Annotated in this window: 16 protein-coding genes; 11 read left to right on the forward strand and 5 right to left on the reverse strand. The window is 57.1% G+C overall.

Annotated features, from left to right (window positions below; translation table 11 throughout):
* Positions 1-267: 267 nt before the first annotated feature.
* Together rmuC and VMJ32_14020 are read left to right on the forward strand one after the other, a co-directional pair.
* The gene (gene rmuC, locus VMJ32_14015; GenBank protein HTQ40137.1) at positions 268-1,626 is read left to right on the forward strand and encodes a DNA recombination protein RmuC; all 1,359 of its coding nucleotides are present in this window, start codon (positions 268-270) and stop codon (positions 1,624-1,626) included.
* Positions 1,627-1,809: 183 nt separating this feature from the next.
* Positions 1,810-3,081, forward strand: a complete 1,272-nt coding sequence (locus tag VMJ32_14020; GenBank protein ID HTQ40138.1) for a DegT/DnrJ/EryC1/StrS family aminotransferase — start codon at positions 1,810-1,812, stop codon at positions 3,079-3,081.
* 66 nt (positions 3,082-3,147) lie between these two features.
* Here VMJ32_14020 and uvrA read toward each other — a convergent pair whose 3' ends face one another.
* A complete protein-coding gene (gene uvrA, locus VMJ32_14025; GenBank protein HTQ40139.1) occupies positions 3,148-6,033 on the reverse strand; it encodes an excinuclease ABC subunit UvrA in 2,886 nt (961 codons plus the stop codon).
* Positions 6,034-6,191: 158 nt separating this feature from the next.
* On the opposite strand from uvrA, the gene VMJ32_14030 reads away from it, so the two are divergent.
* Positions 6,192-7,205, forward strand: coding sequence for a MoxR family ATPase (locus VMJ32_14030; protein ID HTQ40140.1), 1,014 nt, complete (start codon positions 6,192-6,194; stop codon positions 7,203-7,205).
* 34 nt (positions 7,206-7,239) lie between these two features.
* On the opposite strand, the gene sppA is transcribed toward VMJ32_14030, so the two are convergent.
* Positions 7,240-8,352, reverse strand: a complete 1,113-nt coding sequence (gene sppA, locus VMJ32_14035; protein HTQ40141.1) for a signal peptide peptidase SppA — start codon at positions 8,350-8,352, stop codon at positions 7,240-7,242.
* 254 nt (positions 8,353-8,606) lie between these two features.
* Here sppA and VMJ32_14040 point away from each other — a divergent pair, with 254 nt between their 5' ends.
* Together VMJ32_14040 and VMJ32_14045 are read left to right on the forward strand one after the other, a co-directional pair.
* Positions 8,607-9,416 carry a DUF1080 domain-containing protein gene (locus VMJ32_14040; protein ID HTQ40142.1) on the forward strand — a complete coding sequence of 270 codons (810 nt, stop codon included), beginning with the start codon at positions 8,607-8,609 and terminating at the stop codon, positions 9,414-9,416.
* A gap of 81 nt (positions 9,417-9,497) precedes the next feature.
* Positions 9,498-10,670, forward strand: a complete 1,173-nt coding sequence (locus VMJ32_14045; protein HTQ40143.1) for a PDZ domain-containing protein — start codon at positions 9,498-9,500, stop codon at positions 10,668-10,670.
* On the opposite strand, the gene VMJ32_14050 is transcribed toward VMJ32_14045, so the two are convergent.
* Positions 10,618-11,757, reverse strand: a complete 1,140-nt coding sequence (locus tag VMJ32_14050; GenBank protein HTQ40144.1) for an alpha/beta hydrolase family protein — start codon at positions 11,755-11,757, stop codon at positions 10,618-10,620. The genes VMJ32_14045 and VMJ32_14050 overlap by 53 nt on opposite strands.
* A 267-nt stretch (positions 11,758-12,024) precedes the next feature.
* Here VMJ32_14050 and VMJ32_14055 point away from each other — a divergent pair, with 267 nt between their 5' ends.
* The 4 genes from VMJ32_14055 to VMJ32_14070 all read left to right on the forward strand — a co-directional run bounded on the left by VMJ32_14055 (position 12,025) and on the right by VMJ32_14070 (position 16,319).
* A complete protein-coding gene (locus VMJ32_14055) occupies positions 12,025-13,473 on the forward strand; it encodes a glycosyltransferase family 87 protein (GenBank protein HTQ40145.1) in 1,449 nt (482 codons plus the stop codon).
* 13 nt (positions 13,474-13,486) lie between these two features.
* Complete coding sequence (locus tag VMJ32_14060; protein HTQ40146.1) at positions 13,487-14,332, forward strand: glycosyltransferase; 846 nt, start codon at positions 13,487-13,489, stop codon at positions 14,330-14,332.
* Between the two features lie 192 nt (positions 14,333-14,524).
* Positions 14,525-15,574: a glycosyltransferase family 9 protein gene (locus VMJ32_14065; GenBank protein ID HTQ40147.1), complete on the forward strand. Its 1,050-nt coding sequence runs from the start codon at positions 14,525-14,527 to the stop codon at positions 15,572-15,574.
* 112 nt (positions 15,575-15,686) lie between these two features.
* Positions 15,687-16,319: a 2OG-Fe(II) oxygenase gene (locus tag VMJ32_14070; GenBank protein HTQ40148.1), complete on the forward strand. Its 633-nt coding sequence runs from the start codon at positions 15,687-15,689 to the stop codon at positions 16,317-16,319.
* A gap of 76 nt (positions 16,320-16,395) precedes the next feature.
* Here VMJ32_14070 and VMJ32_14075 read toward each other — a convergent pair whose 3' ends face one another.
* Complete coding sequence (locus tag VMJ32_14075; protein ID HTQ40149.1) at positions 16,396-17,001, reverse strand: DUF4254 domain-containing protein; 606 nt, start codon at positions 16,999-17,001, stop codon at positions 16,396-16,398.
* 213 nt (positions 17,002-17,214) lie between these two features.
* Here VMJ32_14075 and VMJ32_14080 point away from each other — a divergent pair, with 213 nt between their 5' ends.
* A complete protein-coding gene (locus tag VMJ32_14080) occupies positions 17,215-18,285 on the forward strand; it encodes a M28 family peptidase (GenBank protein HTQ40150.1) in 1,071 nt (356 codons plus the stop codon).
* Positions 18,286-18,342: 57 nt separating this feature from the next.
* Here the strand turns inward: VMJ32_14080 and VMJ32_14085 are convergent, their stop codons facing one another.
* The gene (locus tag VMJ32_14085) at positions 18,343-19,971 is read right to left on the reverse strand and encodes an alkaline phosphatase (protein ID HTQ40151.1); all 1,629 of its coding nucleotides are present in this window, start codon (positions 19,969-19,971) and stop codon (positions 18,343-18,345) included.
* 201 nt (positions 19,972-20,172) lie between these two features.
* Between VMJ32_14085 and obgE the strand changes: the two genes are divergently transcribed.
* A complete protein-coding gene (obgE, locus tag VMJ32_14090) occupies positions 20,173-21,210 on the forward strand; it encodes a GTPase ObgE (protein HTQ40152.1) in 1,038 nt (345 codons plus the stop codon).
* Positions 21,211-21,217: the final 7 nt, after the last annotated feature.

Consider the following 21,217-nt stretch of genomic DNA (forward strand, 5'->3'; position numbering starts at 1 on the left):
TTGGTTGCATCAGTTCCGACGGCTCCGCATCCGCTGGGACCGAAACCCACTCGTCCATCAGGCCTTCCTCACCCTTGCCGCAGCGATCATCTGTTATCGTACTTGGCTTAATGAAAGCTAGTTTTGTCCGGTGGCTCTTAGAAAGCAACCGCTTGCATCACTGTAAACTCTGTGCGATATTGCCAGAGCATGAACTGGTGTACATGCTGAAGACTAAAGACTAGACGGCAGATTGTAATTTTTATTGAGCGGTCATGGTGGACAGATATGAACGGATTCGTAACGGTCGCAGCGCTGGGTGTAGGAATCGCCGTAGGCGCCGCCGTGGTGTGGGCGCTAATGCGGGCCAAAGGCGCGGCCATTGCCGAACGGTTGTCGGCCCAGCAAAGCATTGCACAATCGTTGCAACAGCGCGAAACGCAGCTGCAAACCGAATTAACCACTCTCCGCACCGCCAACACCCTGCTGGAGCGCGATAAGGCGGCGCTGGCAGCCACGCTGCAACAGGAACGCGAACAAGAGCAAAAACTCAAGCACGCTTTCCAATCGCTGGCAGCCGAAGCGCTGCAAGCCAATAATCAGCAATTCATCACATTAGCTACATCGGCACTTAATACGCAACAGGAAGCCGCCAAAGGAAATCTTGGCGAACTGGTTAATCCTGTCAAAACCGCGCTCACCAACGTCGAAAAAAAACTGCAAGACCTGGAAGTTGCTCGCCAGGGAGCCTACTCGGGCTTACTGACGCAGGTGCAATCGCTACAGGAATCGGAACGGTTGCTGCGGACCGAAGCGGCCAATTTAGTCAGCGCTTTGCGCTCGCCCACGGTTCGTGGACGCTGGGGCGAAATGCAACTTCGGCGAGTGGTGGAACTGGCCGGCATGCTCGATCATTGCGACTTTTTCGAGCAAGTCAGCACGCAAAGCGAAGACGGCCGCCTGCAGCCCGATTTGGTTGTCTGCCTGCCGGGCAATCGAAAAATCGTTGTCGATGCCAAAGCGCCGCTGTCGGCCTTTCTGGAAGCCCTCGACACGCAGGAGGAAGATGTCCGGCAAGCGCGGATGAAAGACCATGCCCGGCTGGTGCTCGATCACGTTTCCAAACTAAAAAAGAAAGAATATTGGAATCAGTTCGAGCACTCGCCCGATTTTGTGGTGCTGTTCCTGCCGGGTGAAACATTTTTCAGCGCGGCCCAACAGTATGCGCCGCAACTAATCGAACTCGGCTGGGAGCAACATGTCGTGATTGCCACGCCAGTCACGTTGATTACGCTGCTGCGGATGGTTGCGCTGGGTTGGCGACAGGAAAAGCTCGCGCAAAACGCGCAGGAAATCAGCGATTTGGGCAAGCAACTGTACGAACGACTAGCCAAGGTGGCCGACCACATGCGTCGGCTAGGCAAAAGTTTGCAAACCTCCGTCAACACCTACAACGAAACCGTCGGCACGCTGGAATCGCGCGTGCTGACCAGTGCCCGCAAGTTTCATGAACTCGGCGCAGCCCCGTCGGGCGACACCATTGACGACGTTGAACCGCTGGAAGTGATGACTCGCGAAATTCAACGTCTGGAATTGCTGTCGGCCAGCCTGGAAGAAGCCCCGTCTTTCCCGAAAAGCCACTCTTGACCGCAGCGGGGACGCTTTCTATCCTTCCCGCGCATTTTTGTCGACCGATGCTAGCATGAAGCGATCAGCGGCTAGCGACTAGCATTATCCTGGCAAGAACTGAGTAAGTTCATTTTGTCTTGAGCTATTTGCTGCCGCTAGTTGCTAATCGCTAATCGCTTTTTTGGATGAAAGGATTCGTCCATGGATCGCTCTACCAATGGTTCCACTTCGCCTGCTTCTTCGACCACTGCGACGCCCGTGCCGCTGCTCGATGTCAAACGGCAATACGCACCGCTGCGGGAAAAACTGTTGGCCGCGGTAACGCATGTTTGCGATAGCGGCCGGTATATTTTGGGCCCAGAATGCGAAGAGTTGGAACGAGCGGTGGCGGCTTACACCGGCGCTCGGCATGCGATTACGTGTGCCTCGGGGAGCGATGCGTTGCTATTGGCGCTGATAGCCCTGCACATTGGCGAAGGAGACGAAGTGATCTGCCCCAGTTACACATTTTTCGCCACGGCCAGCGCCGTGTGGCGGCTGGGAGCGGAGCCGGTGTTTTGCGACATCGAGCCGGGAACGTTCAATATCGATCCGGCCAAAATTGAGCGGCTGATTTCGCCGCAGACGAAGGCCATCATTCCAGTGCATTTGTTTGGGCAGTGCGCCGCGATGGATGAAATTGGCCGCGTGGCCGCGAAACACAGCGTGCCGATTATCGAGGACGCCTGCCAGGCGATCGGGGCCGAATACGCCGGCCGCAGCGCCGGAACGCTGGGCGACATGGGCTGCTTCAGTTTTTATCCGACGAAAAATTTGGGTGGCATGGGAGACGGCGGCCTGCTGACGACCGATCGTGACGATCTGGCCGCTAAATTGAAATTGCTCCGCGGCCACGGTATGGAGCCACGGTATTATCATCAACTCGTGGGCATCAACAGCCGCCTCGATACCTTGCAGGCGGCGGTGCTGGGCGTGAAGCTGCCGCACCTCGACGAATGGGCCCGGCAACGGCAAAGCAATGCGGAGCGCTATCACGCGCTATTTTCCGAGTACGGGCTGGATAAAATTTTGACACTGCCGATTACGGCCCGGGCCGCAACGCACGTGTGGAACCAATACACCATCCGCGTGCCCGACGGGCGGCGAAACGATTTGCGCAAGCACCTGACGGCGGCGAAAATCGGCACGGAAATTTACTACCCGGTGCCGCTGCACGAGCAGAAATGCTTCGCCTCGCTGGGCTATCCGTTGGGCAGCCTGCCGGAAACGGAACTAGCGGCGCGCGAAACTTTGGCGCTGCCGATATTCCCGGAACTGACGGCGGACGAGCAGCGAACGGTGGTGGCGACGATTGGTGGATTTTTTGGGGCCAGCAACAGCGCCGCATCGAATGGCGCGGCTTCAACCACGCCCACGAGCACCATTCCGCGGCCCAAGTTTTTGCAGCCGAAGAGTTCGGAAGTTAAGCGTTAAGAATGCGGGTAAAGATTGAGGTTTGGCAGCGCGAGCGACGGTGGCCCGGCGATTTCATCGCCGGCTTTATGTATGAAGCAACGGCTTGAGCAAGCAGCCGGTGGCATTGTCGGGCACGGCGGCGATTTCTTCGGGCGTGCCTTCGGCGATAATCTGCCCGCCGGCAGCGCCCCCTTCAGGGCCGAGATCGATGATCCAATCGGCGGATTTCATCACGTCTAAATTGTGCTCGATCACAAGGACCGTGTTGCCCAAATCGACCAGGCGCTGGAGCACATCGAGCAGTTTGCGGACATCGTCGAAGTGGAGGCCGGTGGTCGGTTCGTCGAGCAAATACAACGTGCTGCCGGTTTGCTGGCGGGCCAGCTCGGCGGCAAGTTTGACGCGCTGGGCTTCGCCGCCAGAAAGCGTGGTGGCCGATTGGCCGAGCGTGAGATAGCCCAGGCCGACTTCTTGCAGGCTGTGCAGCGGACGGGCGATGAGCGGAAAGTTTTCGAAAACGTCGGCAGCTTCGTCGATGCGCAGCGCCAGCATGTCGGCAATCGACAGGCCCTTGAATTTCACTTCCAGCGTTTGGCGGTTAAAGCGCTGGCCCTGGCAGACCGGGCAGGTGACGAACAGATCGGGCAGAAATTGCATTTCGATTTTTTTGACGCCGTAGCCTTGGCATTCCTCGCAGCGGCCACCTTTGGCGGGCGCGCCCGATTTGCCAACGGAAGGAATGTTGAAGCTGAAACGGCCGGCAGTGTAGCCGCGAGATTTGGATTGGGGCGTGGAAGCGAACACTTTGCGCACTTCGTCGAAAATGCCGGAGTACGTAGCGGGGTTACTGCGCGGCGAACGGCCGATGGGGGCTTGATCGATCACGATGATTTTGTCGATTTGGTTCACGCCGCGCAGACTGGTGTGCGGGCCGGGCTTGGGACCCTCGCCTGTTAGGCGGCGGACCAGCGCGCGGGCCAGCGTTTCGTTCACCAGGGAGCTTTTGCCGGAGCCGCTGACGCCGGTGACGCATACGAATACGCCCAGCGGAAAACGAGCGGTGACCTGTTTCAGATTGTTGGTGGTGACGCCTTCAAGCGTGATGGAGCGCGTTTTGGCGGCGCGCCGGCGCTGAGGCGGCACGGGAATGGAAACCGCGCTGGACAGGTAACGGCCCGTGAGTGAATTGGGGTCGTCGGCTACGGCAGCAGGTGTGCCATGCGCCACAATGCGGCCGCCGTGTGCGCCGGCGCCGGGGCCGAGATCGAGAAGATCGTCGGCCTGACGCATCATGTCGGCATCGTGTTCGACGACCAGCACGGTGTTGCCCTGCGATTGCAGATCGCGCAGCGCATCGATCAGCCGCTGGTTATCGCGCGGGTGCAGGCCGATGGAGGGTTCATCGAGCACATAACAAACTCCGACCAAGCCGGAACCAATGCCGGTCGCCAGGCGAACGCGCTGTAATTCGCCGCCGCTGAGCGTATCGGCAGCTCGATCAAGCGTGAGGTAATTGAGGCCAACCTGATCGAGAAACGCCAAGCGCGATTGGATTTCGGCAGCCAGCGGCTCGAAGATGGCAAGATCGTCCGCAGCGATTTCTGATTTGAGTGGTTCGAAAAAGTCACGCGCCTGTTGCACGGTGAGCGCCGTGATTTCGTGAATGGCGCGGCCGGCGAAGTGGACGGCGCGGGCTTCGGGTCGCAGGCGCGCACCGCCGCAGGCCTGGCAAACGACTTGCCCGCGAAAGGTGGCGAGGCGTTCCCGATCGGCGGTTTTTGTGGCCGTGGCGAATTGCTTTTCCAGGAGAATCAGTAGACCATCGAACGAGTGACCATTATTTGATTGTCCGCGCAAAAACTTTTCGCGCACCGCAGGTTTCCACATTTCGTATGGCGTATCCCCTTTCAAATTGTTGGCCTGCAAGAATTCGGCCAACGCTTGTTGATGCCGCTTGGCTTGGGTGGGAGTATCGTTTTTCCAGGGGAGTATCAAACCGTCGGCCAGCGAGAGTTGCTCGTCGCCGAAGATCAATTCAGGGTCGAATTCTTCGCGCGAACCCAATCCTTCGCAGACAGGGCAGGCGCCGTAGGGGCTGTTGAAGCTGAACGTGCGGGGTTCGAGCTCCTCGTAATTGATTTTGCAGTTGGGACAGGCGTAAAGCGTGCTGAACAGGCGGTCCTGCCAATGGCCGGCATTGGGATGGTCGGGATCGCGCACCTGGCAGGCCACGAGCACGGCGCCTTCGCCGTGCGTGACGGCCAGGTTGAGCGATTCGGCCAGGCGGTCGTCGATGCCTTCGCGGATGACAATGCGATCGACAACGGCTTCGATCGTGTGGTTTTTTCGAGGTTCCAGCTCGGGGGGTTCGCCGCCGACATCAAGCACTTCGCCATCGACGCGGGCCCGCTGGAAGCCGGCCTTGCGGATTGCCTCGAATACTTCTTTGTGCTGCCCCCGCCGGCCGCGGACCATGGGGGCTAAAATCATCAGCTTGGTGCCGGCGGGCAGGTGCATCAACTCCGCTTGAATTTCCTCGGGCGATTGCTGGCAGATGGGGGCGCCGCATTGGTAACAGTAAGCCGTGCCGAGGCGGGCCAGCAGCAGGCGGAGATGATCGTAAATTTCTGTGACTGTGGCGACCGTGCTGCGCGGGTTGGCACTGCCCGCGCGCTGGTCGATGGAAATGGTGGGTTGCAAGCCTTCGATCAGATCGACGTCGGGGCGCTCCATTTGATGCAAAAATTGCCGCGCATAGGTTGACAGGCTTTCGATGTATTGCCGCTGGCCTTCGGCGAAGATGGTATCCAGCGCCAGGGAACTTTTGCCGGAACCGCTGACCCCGGTAACGACGACGAGACGGTCGCGGGGAAGATCGACATCGATATTTTGCAGATTGTGGACCCGTGCGCCGCGGATACGGATGAATTCGCCGTTGGCCGCGACGGAATTGGATCTGGAAGGCTCCATACGCCCTGATTGCCCTGGAAGAAAATTTCGGCAGTTTCCCAAACTACTTAGCGTACTTGGGAAATTGGGGCGCGTACAGAGACGGTGGGTAGTTGCATGCTCTATGGCGGGCAGACAAAATGGCACTGGACTTTTCGGTTCTAACCCCCCACGGTTCTATGTCCATCGCCGAACCAATGCAGCAGCGGGCCGAAGAATTTCGGACCCGTTATCAAGCGGTGCGAGAGCAGATTGGCCGGGTGATCGTCGGTCACGACGAGATTGTCCACGGCGTGCTGACGTGCCTGTTGGTGGGCGGGCATTGTTTGTTGGAGGGAGTGCCGGGATTGGGCAAAACGCTGTTGGTGCGGACGCTGGCCAAGACGTTGGATTTGCATTTTTCGCGAATTCAGTTCACGCCCGATTTAATGCCGGCGGACATTATCGGCACGAATATGGTGATGGAATCGCCCGATGGGAAACGGTTTTTCGAGTTCCAGCGGGGAGCGATTTTCACGCAGTTGTGCTTGGCGGACGAAATCAACCGGGCCACGCCGAAAACGCAATCGGCAATGTTGGAAACGATGCAAGAGTTTTCCGTCACCGTGGCCGGGAAGGTTTACCCGCTCCAGCGGCCGTTTTTCGTGCTGGCCACGCAAAACCCGATTGAACAGGAGGGAACTTACCCGCTGCCGGAAGCGCAGTTGGACCGGTTCTTTTTCAAGTTAATGGTGGGCTACTCCAGCCGTGAGGAATTGGCAACCATCATTGACCGCACAACACGGGGAGAAAATATCGAGCCGCAGAAAGTGATGGACGGGCCGGAGATATTGAACTGGCAACAATTGGTGCGGGAAGTGATTTTGGCCAAGCACGTGCAGGATTATATTGTGCGGCTGACGTTGGCCACGCATCCGGAAGGGGCATTTGCTTTGCCCATCACGAACCAGTATTTGCGCTGGGGCGCTAGCCCTCGTGCCGCGCAAGCATTGGCTTTGGCGGCGAAAGTGCGGGCGCTTTTGGAAGGGCGCTACAACGTGAGCTTTGAAGACGTGCGGCGCGTGTATTTGCCGGCGCTGCGGCACCGGGTGATTGCGAATTTTGAAGCCCAAGCCGAGGGGATCGACACAGATCACGTGCTATCGGAAATTCTGGACAAGCTGCCCGAAAAATCGGGCGAAGCGGCAGCTTGAGTGGCAAGTCAATGGGGGAGCGTTTACGCCAGTTTCAGTTCGATTGATTCACTACCAGCGCGGGCAGCCAGGTGAACAGCATGTAGGCACGCGGCGTGGCTAAGTCGGCCAGGGTCGATAAATCGAGTTGGGCCGCAGGCGCAGTGCCCGCAGCGGCATCGGAGCCGAGCAACACGGAGTTCAGAAAGCCTGTAGGCCGCTCGTATTTGACGACCCGCACTCGTCGCGGATCGAGGTTTGCCAGTTCAATGGCGCGGTCCACGGCCTCTTCGATGAAACCAAGCTTGTCGACCAAGCCCAAATCAAGCGCCTGCTTGGCGGTGAAAACTTGCCCGGTGGTAGCCGTGGCGAAGTTCTGTTTATTGTTGGCCAATTGCGGGCGGGCTTCAGCGACGACCTCTTTGAATTGATCAAAAGTCTGATCAACGAGGCCCTGCAAAATGGCGCGTTCCTTTTTGGCCATTTCCGGCGATAATTTTTGCGTAGGGCTGCCCAACTCTTTGTACGGCCCGCTGACGACCGAATCGTCCTGGATTTTCCAGCTTTCCAGCAAATCGGCGATGGTGAAGTGCGGAATGATAACGCCGATCGATCCGGTCCAGGTAGTGCGCTCGGCAAAAATGGTGTCGGGCACATCGCCGGCGGCCATGGACAAATAATATCCGCCGCTGGCCGCGATGCCTCCCATGCTGACGACGAGGGGAATTTTGCGACCCCCGGTGCTGTCGCCCTCGCGCAGCATTTTCAGATGGTGAAATAAATAATCGCTGCCGGTGACGGTGCCGCCGGGAGAATCGACACGCACGACCACGGCTTTGACGTCCGGGTCTTTGGCAACCTGGTCAATTTGCCATTTGGCGAAACCATCGGTGTGCATGATGGCGCCTTCGATGGTGATGATGGCCACTTTTTGTTGCGCGGTTTCCGAGTGAGAGACATAACGTTCTTCCAGGCGCGGGTTTTTCTGGAGGTATTGGTCGTAGGCGGCGCGATAACTGAGGGCAAAGCCGAAGGCCAAAATGGCCACGATCCAGGGCAGCCGTCGTCCCCAGCGCCCCCACCCTCCCTGTTCCTGCAAAACGACGCGCAGTGGTTTATCGCCATTGGATGAGCCATCAGAATGCGAGGGAGGCAACATAGAAGACATGGCAAATCTCCTCAATAAGGAAGCGGCTGGCGGCCGCAGCGTGAAAGGCAATCTGCTGCAAATCGGCCTGATTCAGGTAAATTCAGAGCGCATTCTAGGATTTTGCCGTCCCGGCGCGGAGGTGACGGCGGTTTATTCGCACTGTTCCCCAGATTTCTTGCATCGCATAGTTGCACGGGGGTGCTCCGCGAATTAAGAAAGATAGGGAGTTTGAGCGTCCTGGTCATGTTTCCAGCCACACTTTGGACCATCCGATGAGACACTGTTTTTTATTTACTCGCACCTTCCGTTGCTTGATGCTACTGTTGTTCGCCTTGGGCCTGGGAAGCTTGGCCGTACTGGCGGCGGAATGGAAATCGGGAAAAATTTATCCCGAGCCGTTGCTGGTCGATCCCGGGCCACCCGGCGGACCGCCATCGGACGCCATTGTGCTTTTCGACGGTAAAGATATGTCAGCCTGGAATGGCGCGGACGATTGGGAAGTTAAAGACGGCGTGGTGACGGTGAATCCCAAGTCGCCGGAAAAACAAGCCGATGCTACGACCAAGCAATCGTTCGGCGATTGTCAACTGCACGTGGAATGGGCCGAGCCCGACGTGGTCAAAGGCTCAGGCCAAGGGCGCGGCAATAGCGGCGTGTTTTTGATGAGCCGGTACGAAGTGCAAGTACTCGATTCGTACGACAACAAAACCTATTACGACGGTCAGTGCGCCGCAATTTATAAACAATCTCCTCCTCTGGTGAATGCTTGCCGCAAGCCGGGCGAGTGGCAAACCTACGACATCATATTCGAAGCGCCGTGGTTCGATGAAAAAGGAAAGGTCGCCAAGCCGGCATACATTACGGTTTTGCAAAATGGCGTCCTGGTGCAAAATCATACTGAAATTCAGGGCTCCACGTCGTGGGATCATCCGCCCACTTACGAAGCTCATCCCACCAAAGCGCCGGTCGCGCTGCAGAACCACGGCAACCCGGTCCGTTTTCGCAATATCTGGATTCGCGAACTGACGCCAAAAACATTCGTCGCGCCGGCAAAATCTGCCGCAGTAAACACCCAAGAATAGATGGTGGATGATTTTAACGTGCATCAAGCGGCTTAAGAAACGGCTGCCTTGACTTGGGCTCAATGTGCTATAATAGCCGAGATGTTAATCTTCCAGTTGGCAACTCGATATTTTAGCAAGCGCATGGTTCCCAACTGTGCCGGTGTGGCCGCGCTGATCGTGCTTGCAATGGTCCAATCGGTGCAGGCGGAAGAAGCCGACAAGACTTCGGCCACGCCCGTTTCGGCCTCTGCGGCAAATGCGCAAGCGGCCAGTGCAGTCTTGCAAAAAGCGGACAGCGGTAAGCAGCCAGGCGGCGTCGATATCGACCAATCGATTGTTCGCCTGGGCTCGTCCGATTTCCGTACCCGCGAGGAAGCCGTTAGGCAATTGGTCGCGGCCGGGCGGCCCGCAATCGAGCCACTAACCAAGGCCGCGCGAGGGGACGATTTAGAAATTTCCTATCGGGCGGTGCGGGTTTTGCAAACCTTGTTGCAGCAGGACGATCAAGCCACCGAGGACGAAGCGGCCGACGCACTGCAGAAATTGGCCTCCGACCCGTCCAAGCCGGCCGCCGATTTGGCAACGGACGCCTTGACAGTTTATCACCTGACACTGCAAGACAAGGCCTTGGCGACTTTGCGAAACTTGGGGGCAACTGTGACGAGCGATCAACTCAATCTTGAGCCGGGCGACTTGCAGGTGACCCTGGACGATCATTGGAAGGGAAAAAAGAGCGATCTTCGTCTGCTGAAAGATGTTCCCAATTTGGCGTGGCTGCGCGTGATCAATCGTTCGCTGGACGACGACGAATTGTCGACCATTGCCGGATTATCTCAGGCGACAGAAATCGATTTGTTCGGCACGGGCATTTCAGCCGACGCGGCGCAGAAATTGGCGACCGCCCTGCCCGATGCGGTGGTTGATCGGCGCAATGGAGCATTTTTGGGAGTGGGGGGCTTGCCAGGAATGACAAGCTGCCTAATCAGCGAAGTTCGAGAGGACTCGGCGGCGGCGGCGGCCGGCATTCAAGTGGGAGATGAAATCACCACTTTCGACGGCCAGCCCGTGCATAACTTTGAAGAATTCACCTCGCTGGTTTCGAACAAAAAAGGGGGCGACCAAATCGATTTGCAGGTCCGTCGTGATAACGAAGTACTGACTAAAAAGGTGAGACTGGGACAATGGCAATCGGATTTGCCGGTCATCTTTCACGGCAACTCTAGACCGCGGAATGTGCAAACTCCATTGCCGAACGCCGGGGGCAATCGCTAAGTTTTTGGCTGCCTTGCATGAGAAAGGTTTTGTTCCGCACGGGACTTTGGGCGTGTTTTCCGGCCGAACTATGGTTTTCGGCCGCGCTCTTTTCGCCCTGGCTGAAAAACGTCGCGGTTTTGTCAAGTGCATCGAGCACGTGCAATATCGCCGTGTAATGCCCGCAATCGTACCACTCGATGTTCGGCCGGCCGAACGCTTCCCAGAGGCTGTCGGTGCAGGGACGAGGAATGACTTCGTCGTGCAAGGCGTTGAACATCAGCACTTTTCGACCGCTGAGGTACGCTGCATACGAGCAGGGATCGACCGTCTTCATCAGTTCGGTCAACTCGTCGAGCGAATGCCCGTGTGCAAGCCAGTGTTGTTTGGCGGCTGCCAAATGTTTTTCCTGCGAATCGCGCAGCACAAGGCTTAAATCGCCGCCGGCAAGCACCGGACAAACTTTCACGAACCGGGGTTCGGCCGCCGCGGCCAACGAGGCCGTAATGCCTCCCAGACTGATTCCGAAGATGCCCAACTGCTGCGGATCGACTTCGTCCTGGGCCGCCAACCAAGCGGCGGCAAAGCGAATATCTTTCACGGCCTGAATCATGCCGCGCACGGTTTCTTGCGGATCGGTAGAGATCATCCGGGCTTTGGAATTCGGCTGCCGACGTTCACCGTAATAAGGCATGTGTACAAACAAAGCCGCCACACCGTGTTGAGCCAGATTGTTGGCAAACAAACGGGCCAATGGAAAATCGCCTCCCATAATGTGCAACACGACGCAGGCTGGATATTTTCCAGCCTTGGCGGGGCGGAAGTATTCGCAATGCACGGTGTTATTATTGGGCTCCGGAGTGACCACGGGGGAAGGAAAGGTCACGGTGGAAATGGCCACGTCGTCGGACCATTTCGGCAGCGCTGTTTGTTCGAAGGAAAACGTTTGCGCGGCCAGCCGAAACGGCTCTGGGACGGCGTGGGCTTCGTCGGGGACTGGTTCGAAATGAATTTGTCCCTGCCGCGGAGCGACGTCGTCCGCCAGGCCTGGGACCACAGGCAGCGCCATGACGCATGCCACGAACGCTATTTTGGTGGCGATGGGCATTGATTGTTTCCGTAATTTTCAAATGCTTGAATTGAACAAACGAGGAAGCAGCCGTTTCCGGCAATCGCTCGACCTGATTTTGTTCTGGCTAACATAGCCCGTTAGACTGCGGCGGAAAACCTGATTTCGCGCGCATTAGGATCGGGCGGCGTGCTAGCATGGCGGCGGCCACTTGTTTGCGGGGTGATGCCATTGCGGCCAACGCGCGGCACTCGTATAGTGTGCCCCCTCTTCCATCATCACTATTCCATGCGGCGCAGCGCGCTTATGGTGCCACGCTTGAACCGACGATCGGTCTGGATGGCGATTTTGCTCGTCGCGCTTACAGTTTGGGGACTGACCGATGTGCGTTCTCGGGCCCGGACCGATTTGAACAATCCATTGGCCCATCGGACCGACTTAACCGTGAACACCGTGGCGGGGGCCGCAATGTTTGACGGCCGGGATCCGTACGCAGTCAGCAACTTGCGGGGTTGGCATTACCATCTGCCGCCGCTGTTGGCGATTTTAGTCGCGCCGCTCTCGGCGCTGGACACTCAATGGCAAGGGGTCATTTGGTACGCCATGAGTCTTGTGATGCTGTGGGGTTGTTATACAGAGTGCCGCCGCATTTGGCAATCGTTGTGCGCCGCCGAGGATTTGCAAATCGGTAAAGTGGCGACGACGGATTCGCCAGGCCCCAACCGCTTGGCTTCGCTTCCTAACTATTTTTATTGGCTGGCGGCGGCAACGGTGTTATTGCCGGTATTGAATTGCTTACAACGCGGTCAATTGGGCATCCTGGTAACGTATTTTCTGCTGCTGGGGCTGCGCTGCGTGTTGACTAGCCGAACTGTCCACGGCGCGATGGTTGCGGGCATCATTTTGGCCCTGCCGGTGACCGTTAAAGTTATCCCTGCGTTGCCTGTTGGGATTATTTGTTTGCAACTTCTGGCCGTGGCTGTGCGTCACCATGAAGCGGCCGCTGCGAGGATGCGTGCACTGGGCATTGCGCTGGGAACGGTCGGCGGCCTGTTGATGTTTTTTTTGATCATTCCAAGCCTAGTTGTTGGACCTGCCAAGAACGTGCAGCTATTAAGGACCTGGATTGCCAACATCTCGCCCGATCAAGAAGGAAAATTTGACGATGATTTCGGCATGCATGCGATGCGAAATCAAAGCCTTAGCAATGCGATATACCGAGTGGGAAATTGGGCTGCGCATGTGTTCGGCGGAACGCAAGATGACCAATTGGTCGAAGCATTAGCCGGCAGCAAGGTGACCATGCCCATGGACAGCCCTGGGGCACAATGGACGGTGCGATTCATCCAGTTGTGTATGCTGCTGCTGCTCTTGGCCGCCGGGTGGCAAGCAGCCCGAGAGGGGAGAGGTTTTTCGACGGCAGTGGTCTTTTCGTTGGGTTGTTTGCTGATGTCTACGATCTCGCCGGTGTTTCGCGGGCATTACTACGTGCTTTGGTTGCCAGCCGCCTGGCTGTTGCCGCTGTATTGCTGGCGGATGGGATATGCGCGATCGGCGATGGCTTTATCGGCGAGCGCTTGCGCGGTGATCTGGACTCACTATTTGCTGCTGGAATGGGCCGGCCGGCTTGGCGTGTTGGGAGTAGGAGCCACCATTTGGTTCGGCGTGGCGACTGTGTTTTTAATCCGCCCGCGATTCGATGCTGGCCGGCTGATGCAAACAAATTCAGCTCCGCACTTACGTCGCGCTGCTTAGCATGCAATCGATCATGATATATAGCACCACCGTCATCATTTCTACTTACAACCAACCGCAATCGCTGCGGAAGTGCTTGTTGGGCTTTTTGGCACAGACGGTGCGCAATTTTCAATTGGTCGTGGCCGATGACGGATCGGGGCCGGAAACGGCCATGCTGCTCCAGAAAAGAGAATTCGCGGGCCTTGGAATACAACATATTTGGCAACCAGACCTCGGTTGGCGAAGGCCGCGGGTGTTAAATCTTGCGCTGGCGCAAATCGAGGCCGATTATTGCATTTTCATCGATGGCGATTGCATCCCGCGGGCCGATTTTGTGGAAGCCCATTTGTCGCATCGCAGAGCGAATTGCTACATTTCGGGTTCGAAGGTCAACCTGGACCCGCACGTGCATGCCCAGATAACGGATTACGACATTCGCACCAATCGCGTTTTTGATATCGAATTTCTCGCCGCGCTTGATCCTAAACTTTGGAAATCGCGTTACCGTTTGCAGCGTTCCCGATGGAACGGCTTATTCAACCTGCTGACGTATCGTTACCGGATGCTGAACGGCTCGAATGCATCCGCGTGGCGAGAAGATATTCTCAAGGTGAATGGCTTTGACGAAACGTTTGGTTACGGGAGCGATGACCGTGAGTTTGGCATGCGTTTGTCCAACGCCGGAGTGAAATCTCGCTGGTTGAAGTTTTCTTTAGTCCAACTGCATCAAGGGCATCGCGGGAATCCCAACCACGAGCAGATTCGCCGTAATCGGCGACGGTTTCGCAAGTTATTTTTTACTCGTCAGTCGTGGGTTCCCGACGGAATTGACACCATTTTGGAGCGAGAACGGGAACGGCGGGTAAAGGCCGCGTAAAGAAATGCGTAGCCACGACGAAGTTTGAAACGCTCGTGTCATTTTTACCAGGCACTAATCACGGGTGAAATCTTCCTGTTGTAATGCAGCGTATCTGGGACGGATTCCACGGCATGCTGGCAGCGTTGTTTGGACTGGACCATGCTTGCTGGCATGCTTTACAATGCCGCCCCCAACACTGGAGAAAGCGTTGTGCTCTCTGTTGAAACGCCGCGCATTTTGATTTGCCGGATGAGCGCCATCGGCGATACGATTTTGACGTTGCCCGTGGCTTGCGCATTGCGGCGGCAATACCCCCGCGCCTACATCGCGTGGGCGGTGGAACGGGGGGCCTCGCCGATGGTGATGGGGCATGCCTGCCTGGACGAAGTAATCGTGCTAAAGCGCGGTTGGTTTGTTTCGCCCAAACAATGGTGGCTGCTAAGGCAGCGATTAAAACCGCTACGGATTGAGGTCGCCGTCGATTGCCAAAGCATCACCAAAACGGCGCTGGCGGCTTGGTTGTCGGGGGCGAAATTGCGGATTGGCTGCAAAGGAAAGTATGGCTGCGAGCTCAGTCCGCTGTTGAATAATCATTTGATCGAGCCCAGCAGTCCGCATTTGACCGATCGCTCGTTGGAATTGCTTGCGCCGCTGGGAATTCACTCGCCGCAAGTCGAATTTCAGTTGCCTGTTGCGGCGGCGGCAATGGAATCGGCCAACGGCTACTTGCGAGAAATGGGTCTGGACCGCGGATTTGCCCTCATCAATCCGGGAGCCACTTGGAATTCGAAATTATGGGTGATGGAGCGGTTTGGGGAAGTGGCCTGTCATTTAGGGCGGCGGCACGGTTTGCCATCCCTGGTGGTTTGGGGCGGCGAGAACGAATTGAATTGGGCGCGCGAAATTGTCGCGCATTCCGATGGGCATGCCAGGCTGGCTCGAAAAACCAGTTTGCCCGAATTGGCGGCGATCTGCCGAGCGGCGCGGATTTTTATCGGCTCCGATACCGGGCCGCTCCACATGGCCGTGGCTGTCGGCACGCCCAGCGTGGGAATTTACGGAGCCACGCGCCCTGAAGATTGTGGACCGTACGGCCCGCAAAATATCGCCCTGCAGGAGCGCTATCACGACGGGAGCCGGAAAGAGCGCCGCCTAGCCGACAACAGCGCCATGCGGTTGGTGCAAGTTGATCAGGTTTGTGGAGCCTGCGATACGATTTTGTCGCGGCCTAAGGAATTGATGCGCGGGCAGGCAGCATAAGATGCTGTTGGTGAAAATTCTCCGCGACAATTCGCATGAAAACCGCAACTTGACGATTTTTTGCCTTTGAACATTTTGTTGATTGTTTCAATCGACACAGAAAGGATTCCCCATGTCGATGCTCGACCTTGATGCTTTTCGGCGCACTCCGTTGGTGCGCAAACCATTCGACTATTGCATTGTGCCGCGATTTATCAAGCCGGAGCCACTCGATCGCATTCAGGCTGATTATCCCGCCATCACGCAAGGAGGCAGTTTTCCGCTATCGACGCTGACCTACGGCCCCGCGTTCGAAATGCTGTCGCAAGAACTGCTGGGACCGGCCATGCGGGCCGCCTTTGCGGAAAAATTTAAGATGGACCTGCTGGGCCGGCCGGCCACGCTTACGGTGCGGGGCTATTGCCGAGCGAAAGACGGCAAAATTCATGTCGACAGCAAAACCAAACTGATCACGGTGCTGTTGTACCTCAACGCACCCTGGGAAGCGCCCGGCGGGCGTCTACGGTTGCTCAGGGACGAACACGATATCGAAAACTACTTTGCCGAAGTGCCGCCGGAACAGGGAACCCTGCTGTGCTTCCGCAATGGGCCAAACGCTTGGCACGGACACAAATCGTTTGACGGGCAGCGGCGCGTGTTGCAATTGAACTGGGTGGTCGACGAAGCCGCTGCCAATGCCTCCAGCCGACGCCATGCGGTGTCGGCATTTTTCAAACGGTTACGGCCATTCCGGCGCGTGGCGTGAGTACGAAAAAGCCGCGTATCCTTCGGCTGTGCAGGCTTATCATGAAGCCTCTTGGCCGGATTGCGGAAGAGATCGTTTAGCCGGCTTTTTGTAAGCCGAACTTGTAGAGATACGGATTCAACGTCGGATCGTTGTACATTTTGATTTGCCGGTAGAGCTTGAACCGTTTGCGCCCGGCAAAGATGTCTTCCAGCAATTCGGCCAGCGCCGTCGATAAATCATCATACTGTGCATACAGAATCTCCAGCCTGTCACACACTTTGGCCACATGCCCCGCATCGACATCGTGGCGCTCCAACTGTTCCTGCATGTGATAAATGCGCAGTGTTAAAATCGACAAGCGGTCAATGGCCTGGCCCGGCGTTTCGGTATTTTGCCGAGCGGCGTCGGCAGGCACTACGCCATGAGATGCTAAATCGTGCATCAGATACTCGTCGATTTTTTCGATCGCATCGTTGCGCTGTTGGTTGTAACGATCGATAGCGCGCTTGACCGCGGCGATCTGCGCATCGCCCACGTCCGGGCTACGGGCAATATCTTCCTCGTGCCACAACAGAAAATTGAATTTATGCTGCTCGCAAACCACGTACAGAAAATCGTGGTGCGGATTTGCAACGGCTTGCTCGTGCCACAGTTTTGTGGTGTTTTGATGCAGGCTCGTGATTTGGTTCACATCGAGCATGGCAATGCGAGGAAATCGGTGAACTGCCAAGGGATTGATTGAAATCAAACCGTAACGGGTTGGGGATTGTAGATAAGCCGGGCTCGTTTTCACAAGAGCAATCGCAGCCGGCTGGCAAACTGGCAGATGGCAGAACCAAACGGCAATTCTACTTGTTGAATGCGATAATAATTGTCTCTTTCACCGCGCGGATCGGCTTCGTAGAATGAAAATATGCTCCCCGAACGTCGATCTACAGACAACCGATCCCCCCGCGCCAAGCGGGTGATCTTCGGCGCGAATGTTTCGGGCCAATCGGTATTTCTGGCCTGTGTATTGATCGTTGGCGCCGGGGTGGCGGGCTACATTTTGTTTGCCGAAACTTTGGGCCGGGCCACTGCGGCGCCCAACGACATCAAGCTGGAAAACATTCCGTTCGACGGCGCCCAGGCTTACGAGTATCTCAAGCAGCTTTGCGATTTGGGTCCGCGACCGCCCGGATCGCAGGCCATGCTTGCGCAGCAAAAGCTGCTGATCGATTACTTCCAAAAACTGGGCGCCACAGTCATTAAACAGGAATTTCGGGGCCGAGATCCGCTAAGCGGCGCAGCGCTGCCGATGACGAATTTGATTATTCAATGGCATCCGGATCGGAAGGAGCGCGTGCTGTTGTGCGCACATTACGACACGCGGCCATTTCCGGATCACGATCGCCGCAATCCGCGCGGCCGTTTCGTCGGCGCCAACGACGGAGCCAGCGGCGTGGCCGTTTTGATGGAATTGGGCAAAGCCATGCCGAAGTTTTCCGGCCCGTATGGCGTCGATTTTGTCTTGCTAGACGCGGAAGATTTGACGTATTGGGATTTGACCTCGGGCGTCAATACCGGGAACTTTTGCGTGGGGTCGGAGTATTTTGCGCGGATGTATGCGGCTGATCCGCCGCCGTACAAGTATCGAGCGGCCGTGCTGTTGGATATGGTGGGAGGCATAAACTTGCGATTGCCCAAGGAAGGACACAGCGTAGCGTGGGCCGACAGCAACCCAATCACCAGCGGTATTTGGGACACCGCGGCGCGGTTGAAAGTGAGAGAGTTTATTCCACAGGTGATGGGCGATATCACCGATGACCACGTAATGTTGCACGACCTGGGGGGCATTCCAGCCTGCGACATCATTTGCGATTTCGGCCCCCAGACCAGTTACCCTCAGTGGCACACGCAAGACGATGATCCGGCGCACTGCTCGCCGCTGTCGCTGGCGAAAGTCGGCTGGGTGCTCACGGAGTGGCTAAAATCGCTGAAATAATGCCAGGCGACTCTCTGCTCAACGCTTCTGCTCGCAGCACTTCCGCCTGAAGGCAAATCACTTCTTTCCCGCCTCGGCCATCGCTTCCGGCCGGGTAAGATGGAAATAATGCCCGTGATCCGCGGTCACAATCAGCACGGTGTTGTCCCATCCGCCGTGTGATTCGATCCATTGCATCACCGCCCAGACGGCATCGTCGCCATCCAGCACAGCGCCGATGGAGTTGTCGATGTTGTCGTCATGGTTGGCCCAATCGACGTCGCCGGCTTCAATCATCAGCCAAAAGCCACGCGAGTTTTGCGACAGCACTTCCAAGGCGGCTATGGCAATATCGGGCAGGCGCGGATTTTCCTGGATGTCGGCGGCTGAGTACCCCTCCGCTGTTTTTTTGACTCCCAGCGTTGGATGGTAATTGCCGTCTGCGGTGCGATAAGGCAAGTGACTGCGATCCCCGGCGCCGAACAAACCCAACAACCGCTGGTGATGAGTCGCCGCTTCAGCCGCCGCTGCAGACAACGCCTGTGGCCCGTTCACGCCCGGCGCGCGCTGGACGACTTGATATTTTCCGCCGTGGGCTACATCAATGGCGGCCAAATCGTCGGCGGTGATGTAGCGATTGCCGGGCACAAAGTTTTCGCCCTGCTGCTCGATATCTTTCTTTTGCGATTCCGCGGTTGTGGTTTCACCCCAGCCGGTGCCAATGACGACATCTAAACCGGGCAGTGGATGATCGCGGTGTGAAATCGATCGCAAACCCACCAGGTCGCGGGAAATATCCTGGTAATCGTCGCGCCACACATTATTGGCATACGTGGCCGCCGGTGTGGCGTCGCTGATGGAAACGCTGGTCACCGCGCCCACGCTCCAGCCGCGGCGCTGCAATTGCTGGGCGATGGTTTCCACGGGATGACCTTCGGAATCGACATTGATGGCGTCGTTGTAAGTTTTGATTCCGGAGTTCATCGACGTGGCCGAGGCCGCCGAATCGGTATATGCCTGCGGCAGTTCGCGGCTTTTGGCGATCGGATATTCCGGATCGATTGGCACGGCCCAGGGCGTTTCGCCCGCCAGTTTCCAATCGTACCCGCCCTGCATTTTTCCGCCGATGTTGGTGACGGTTTGGGCATTCACGTCGGTCTTGGTGCCGTCGTTCTGCGGGCTGGTGACCATGTAACCGAAATCGGTTAGCGCGCCGCGGTAATCTTGGAAGTGCAATCCGGTGCCGCGGCCTTCGTGGTAGCGCACCGCTCCGCTTTTGTAACAGGCCGCGGCCCAGGTATTGAACCAATCCATGCCGTCAAAAATGAATAGAATGACACGCCGCTTGCCGGCTGCCACGGCGGTTTGTTGCAGATGGTATATGTCGGTTTCGTCGAAATAATCGGCGTGCGGATTCAGCGTGGCGGCCGGCAAATAACCGTACAATTGCAGTAAGTGGTCGGCGCTGCGGTAGAGACTGTGTTCGTCCTTCACAGAACTGAGGTCCATGCCAAACGTGTAGACCGGAATCAGCCGGTTGGAGTGGGTAGTCCAGCCTGTATATTTTGAAGGCAGCGAGCCCCAATAACCCCAGTCAGCCGTGTCCGTTTGTATGGCTGCGGTTTGCAAATCACGCAGCCGATCGACGACCGAGTTTGGAGCGGACGTTGTCGAGGCCTGTTCTCCGCAACCCCATAGAATTAACAATGTGCTAGCAAAAAGTATGAACCGATTGCAAGGCATCGTAAGGGTAGTGGCAGAAGGCGAGATGGAGCGAGGCAAACAACTAAACACGGTGGGCAGACGCCGGCAGTTCTCTCGACTATAACTACACCATGGTTTACTCGCCAGCCGCATAACCAATCACTCACGCAGTCATACACACTCTAAACAAGCCACCGGACGCCCATGTTTGTCGATCGTGTAGAAATTGATGTCGCTGCAGGAAACGGCGGAAACGGCGCGGTTAGTTTCCGCCGCGAAAAATTTATTCCCCGCGGCGGTCCCGATGGCGGCGATGGGGGCCACGGCGGCAGCGTTGTGCTGCGTGCTCAACCGGGCGTTGATAGTTTGGCGGCCCTTGCGCATCGCAAACATTGGCGCGCCGAACATGGCCAACCCGGCGGATCGAGCGATTGCTACGGCCGCAGCGCGGAAGATTTGGTGCTGTTGGTGCCGCCGGGCACGGTGGTGATCGATGCCGGTTCTGGTTTGGCGCTCAAGGACCTGGTGGAACCCGGCCAAGAAGTCATTGCCGCGCACGGGGGAAAAGGGGGCAAAGGAAATGCAGCGTTCAAAACCGCCACGAATCGCGCACCGCGCGAAAGCACTCCCGGCGATCAGGGAGAACATCGCCGGTTGATATTGGAATTGAAAGTAATCGCCGATGTGGGTCTCGTTGGCAAACCCAACGCCGGCAAAAGCACAATGTTGGCGCGGCTTTCCCGCGCTCAGCCTGAAATTGCCCCTTATCCGTTCACCACCAAGTACCCGAACCTGGGCATTGTCTATTTCACCCCCGATCATTCTTTCGTGCTGGCCGATTTGCCCGGCCTGATCGAAGGCGCACACGCTGGAGTGGGCTTGGGGCACGAGTTTTTGCGACACATACAGCGGGCTGGTATTTTGGTGCATTTGGTGGAACCAACGCCGATCGACGGTTCTGATCCACTGGCCAATTACCACATCATCCGCAGCGAATTGGAGCATTACTCGGCCGAGTTGGGCACACGGCCCGAAATTGCAGTCGTCACCAAGTGCGAACTCCCCGGCGCCGAAGATGTGCGGGCCAAACTTACAGCCGACATCGGGCGCGAGGTGTGGGCCGTTAGCGCGGTGACGGGACAGGGTCTCGACAAACTGCTGTGGCAAATCGATCGATTGTTGCAAGAACAGAAACAGGCTGCGGGCGAAACAACTGCGCCTGCGTTGACCCCGGGCTCCTGACCCCTGC

The organism is Pirellulales bacterium (genome assembly GCA_035499655.1).
Lineage (GTDB): Bacteria > Planctomycetota > Planctomycetia > Pirellulales > JADZDJ01 > DATJYL01.

Bases quoted from the DNA above. Each gene is read 5' to 3' on its own strand.
- rmuC (HTQ40137.1), top strand. From the start codon at position 268: ATGAACGGATTCGTAACGGTCGCAGCGCTGGGTGTAGGAATCGCCGTA.
- VMJ32_14020 (HTQ40138.1), top strand. From the start codon at position 1,810: ATGGATCGCTCTACCAATGGTTCCACTTCGCCTGCTTCTTCGACCACT.
- uvrA (HTQ40139.1), bottom strand. From the start codon at position 6,033: ATGGAGCCTTCCAGATCCAATTCCGTCGCGGCCAACGGCGAATTCATC.
- VMJ32_14030 (HTQ40140.1), top strand. From the start codon at position 6,192: ATGTCCATCGCCGAACCAATGCAGCAGCGGGCCGAAGAATTTCGGACC.
- sppA (HTQ40141.1), bottom strand. From the start codon at position 8,352: ATGTCTTCTATGTTGCCTCCCTCGCATTCTGATGGCTCATCCAATGGC.
- VMJ32_14040 (HTQ40142.1), top strand. From the start codon at position 8,607: ATGAGACACTGTTTTTTATTTACTCGCACCTTCCGTTGCTTGATGCTA.
- VMJ32_14045 (HTQ40143.1), top strand. From the start codon at position 9,498: ATGTTAATCTTCCAGTTGGCAACTCGATATTTTAGCAAGCGCATGGTT.
- VMJ32_14050 (HTQ40144.1), bottom strand. From the start codon at position 11,757: ATGCCCATCGCCACCAAAATAGCGTTCGTGGCATGCGTCATGGCGCTG.
- VMJ32_14055 (HTQ40145.1), top strand. From the start codon at position 12,025: ATGGTGCCACGCTTGAACCGACGATCGGTCTGGATGGCGATTTTGCTC.
- VMJ32_14060 (HTQ40146.1), top strand. From the start codon at position 13,487: ATGATATATAGCACCACCGTCATCATTTCTACTTACAACCAACCGCAA.
- VMJ32_14070 (HTQ40148.1), top strand. From the start codon at position 15,687: ATGTCGATGCTCGACCTTGATGCTTTTCGGCGCACTCCGTTGGTGCGC.
- VMJ32_14075 (HTQ40149.1), bottom strand. From the start codon at position 17,001: ATGCTCGATGTGAACCAAATCACGAGCCTGCATCAAAACACCACAAAA.
- VMJ32_14080 (HTQ40150.1), top strand. From the start codon at position 17,215: ATGCTCCCCGAACGTCGATCTACAGACAACCGATCCCCCCGCGCCAAG.
- obgE (HTQ40152.1), top strand. From the start codon at position 20,173: ATGTTTGTCGATCGTGTAGAAATTGATGTCGCTGCAGGAAACGGCGGA.